The organism is Rhizobacter sp. P1_G5 (assembly GCF_056405435.1).
In genome coordinates this window covers 1-3,552 of record NZ_JBFUCB010000617.1, presented here as the reverse complement: position 1 = coordinate 3,552, position 3,552 = coordinate 1, and the positions used below count along the sequence as shown (strand labels likewise).

General features: G+C 68.5%; 4 protein-coding genes. All 4 read left to right on the top strand.

Annotated elements, in window-relative coordinates; translation table 11 throughout:
- On the top strand, positions 1–264 hold a 264-nt coding region (locus tag AC1D12_RS28145; RefSeq protein ID WP_477844378.1), incomplete at its 5' end, for a chaperone NapD.
- Positions 245–2,728, top strand: a complete 2,484-nt coding sequence (gene napA, locus AC1D12_RS28140) for a periplasmic nitrate reductase subunit alpha (protein ID WP_477844380.1) — start codon at positions 245–247, stop codon at positions 2,726–2,728. The genes AC1D12_RS28145 and napA, both read left to right, overlap by 20 nt.
- Before the next feature lie 17 nt (positions 2,729–2,745).
- Positions 2,746–3,213, top strand: coding sequence for a nitrate reductase cytochrome c-type subunit (locus AC1D12_RS28135; protein WP_477844376.1), 468 nt, complete (start codon positions 2,746–2,748; stop codon positions 3,211–3,213).
- Positions 3,210–3,552: NapC/NirT family cytochrome c (locus AC1D12_RS28130; RefSeq protein WP_477844374.1), on the top strand; the 343-nt coding region annotated here is incomplete at its 3' end. The genes AC1D12_RS28135 and AC1D12_RS28130, both read left to right, overlap by 4 nt.

Genomic DNA, 3,552 nt, shown 5'->3' with positions numbered 1-3,552 from the left:
GTGCAGGCCGTTGCGGCCGATACCGCGTCCGTCGCCGCCGCCATCGCGCAGCTGCCCGGCAGCGAGGTGCACGCGATGTCGCCGCAAGGCAAGCTCATCGTCACGCTCGAAGCCGCCTCCGCCGACGAGATGCTCGCGGCGATCACGCTGATCCAACGCAGCCCCGGCGTGCTCACCGCCGCGCTCGTCTACCAATGCGCCGACACCCTGGCCACCATGAATGAGGAGATCCCCGATGTCCCGGATGTCGATCCCACGCCGTGAGTTCGTCCGCCAGACCGCAGCCGCCGCCGCGGCCGCCGTCGCCGGCATCCCGCTGCCCTCGCCCGCCCAGGGCGCCGGCGACGCCTCGCTGAAGTGGTCCAAGGCCCCCTGCCGCTTCTGCGGCACCGGCTGCGGCGTCAGCGTCGCCGTCAAGGACAACCGCGTCGTCGCGACGCGCGGCGACCCCGAGGCCGAGGTCAACAAGGGCCTGAACTGCGTCAAGGGCTACTTCCTGTCGAAGATCATGTACGGCGAAGACCGCCTGACCCGCCCGCTGCTGCGCATGAAGAACGGCCAGTACGCGAAGGACGGCGAGTTCCAGCACGTCTCGTGGGACCAGGCCTTCGACGTGATGGCCGCGCAGTTCAAGCGCGTGCTGAAGGAGAAAGGCCCCACCGCCGTCGGCATGTTCGGCTCCGGCCAGTGGACGGTCTGGGAAGGCTATGCCGCGCTGAAGCTGATGAAGGCCGGCTTCCGTTCGAACAACCTCGACCCGAACGCCCGCCACTGCATGGCCTCGGCAGCGGTCGGCTTCATGCGCACCTTCGGCGCCGACGAGCCGATGGGCTGCTACGACGACATCGAGGCCGCCGATGCGTTCGTGCTGTGGGGCTCGAACATGGCCGAGATGCACCCGGTCCTGTGGACGCGCGTGACCGACCGCCGGCTGAGCGGCAAGGATGTGAAGGTCGCCGTGCTGTCGACCTTCGAGCACCGCTCGTACGAGCTCGCCGACATCGAACTCACCTTCACGCCGCAGACCGATCTCGCGATCCTCAACTACATCGCGCACCACATCATCTCGACCGGCCGCGTGAACCGCGAGTTCGTCGACAAGCACACCTCGTTCCGGCTCGGCAACGCCGACATCGGCTACGGCCTGCGGCCGGAGCACCCGCTGCAGAAGGCCGCGAAGAACGCGGGCGATGCCGGCGGCTCCAAGCCGATCGGCTTCGACGAGTTCGCGCGCTTCGTCGCGCAGTACGACCTCGAGTCCACTGCCCGGCTGAGCGGCGTGCCGAAGGAGCGCCTCGAGGCGCTGGCCGAGCTGTACGCCGACCCGAAGATCAAGGTGATGTCGTTCTGGACCATGGGCTTCAACCAGCACACGCGCGGCGTCTGGGCGAACAACATGGTCTACAACCTGCACCTGCTCACCGGCAAGATCGCGACGCCCGGCAACAGCCCGTTCTCGCTGACCGGCCAGCCGTCGGCCTGCGGCACCGCGCGCGAGGTCGGCACCTTCGCCAACCGGCTGCCGGCCGACATGGTCGTCACCAACCCGAAGCACCGCGCCCACGCCGAAGAGATCTGGCAGATCCCCGAGGGCACCATCCCCGGCACGCCCGGCTACCACGCGGTGCTGCAGAACCGCATGCTGAAGGACGGCAAGCTGAACGCCTACTGGGTGATGGTCAACAACAACATGCAGGCCGGCGCGAACCTCACGCAGGAGGGCTACCCGGGCTACCGCAACCCCGACAACTTCATCGTGGTGTCCGATGCCTACCCGACCGTCACCGCGCTCGCGGCCGACCTGGTGCTGCCGGCCGCGATGTGGGTCGAGAAGGAAGGCGCCTACGGCAATGCCGAGCGGCGCACGCACTTCTGGCACCAGCTCGTCAACCCGCCCGGCGAGGCGCGCTCCGACCTGTGGCAGCTGATGGAGTTCTCGAAGCGCTTCAAGACCGACGAGGTCTGGCCCGCCGAGCTGCTCGACAAGAAGCCGGCGCTGCGCGGCAAGACGCTGTTCCAGGTGCTGTTCGAGAACGGGCAGGTCAACCGCTTCCCGGCCTCGCAGGTCGAGGCCGGCTACGAGAACGCCGAAGCGAAGGCGTTCGGCTTCTACCCGCAGAAGGGCCTGTTCGAGGAGTACGCGAGCTTCGGCCGCGGCCACGGCCACGACCTCGCGCCCTTCGACACCTACCACCAGGTGCGCGGCCTGCGCTGGCCGGTGGTGAACGGCAAGGAGACGCGCTGGCGCTACAAGGAAGGTTCCGACCCCTACGTGAAGCCCGGCACCGGCTGGCAGTTCTACGGCCACCCGGACGGCAAGGCGCTGATCTTCGCGCTGCCGTACGAGCCGCCACCCGAGCTGCCCGACAAGGACTACCCGTTCTGGCTGTCCACCGGCCGCGTGCTGGAGCACTGGCACTCCGGCTCGATGACGCGCCGCGTGCCCGAGCTGCACAAGGCGGTGCCGAACGCGGTCTGCTACATGCACCCCGACGATGCCCGGTCGCTCGGGCTGCGGCGCGGGGTCGAGATCGAGGTCGCGTCGCGGCGCGGCAGCATCCGCACCCGCGTCGAGACGCGCGGGCGCAACAAGCCGCCGCGCGGCCTGGTGTTCGTGCCGTGGTTCGATGCCAGCCAGCTGATCAACAAGGTCACGCTGGATGCCACCGACCCGATCTCGTTCCAGACCGATTTCAAGAAGTGCGCCGTGAAGATCGTCAAGGTCTGACACCGCGGGAGACACCGATGCGCCACCTCCTTTCCCATGTGATGTGCGGCCTGCTCCTCGCCGCACAGGCCCTGCCCTGCGGCGCGGCCGATCCCGTGCCCGCCRTACCGGCTGCACCGCTGCTGACCGATGCGGCACGCGGCCCGACGCCGATCCTCGCGACGACCCAGCCGCCGCGCCTGGCCAACGCGGTCAACGACGACCAGCGGCTCGCGCGCAACTACGCAATGCAGCCGCCGATCATTCCGCACCGCGTCGACGGCTACCAGGTCGACCGCAACTTCAACAAGTGCCTGGACTGCCACGCGCGTGCGCGCACCGAGTTCAGCCAGGCCGTGCCGGTCAGCGCCACCCACTACGTCGACCGCACCGGCAAGGTGCTGCCGCAGATCTCGACGCGGCGCTACTTCTGCCCGCAGTGCCACGTGGCGCAGGAGCCGGTGAAACCGCTGGTCGGCAACGGCTTCAAGGGGGTCGCGCCATGATCGAGCTCGCGAAACGCTACTGGCGCATCATCTCGCGGCCGAGCGTGCACTTCAGCCTCGGCTTCCTGACGCTGGCCGGCTTCATCGCAGGCATCGTGTTCTGGGGCGGCTTCAACACCGCGATGGAGGCGACCAACACCGAGGCCTTCTGCACCGGCTGCCACGAGATGCGCGAGAACACCTTCGCCGAGCTGAAGGCCACGATCCACTACACCAACCGCTCCGGCGTGCGCGCCGTCTGCTCCAACTGCCACGTGCCGCACGAGTGGACGCACAAGATCGCCCGCAAGATGCAGGCGTCGAAGGAGGTCTGGGGCAAGGTGTTCGGCAGCATCGACA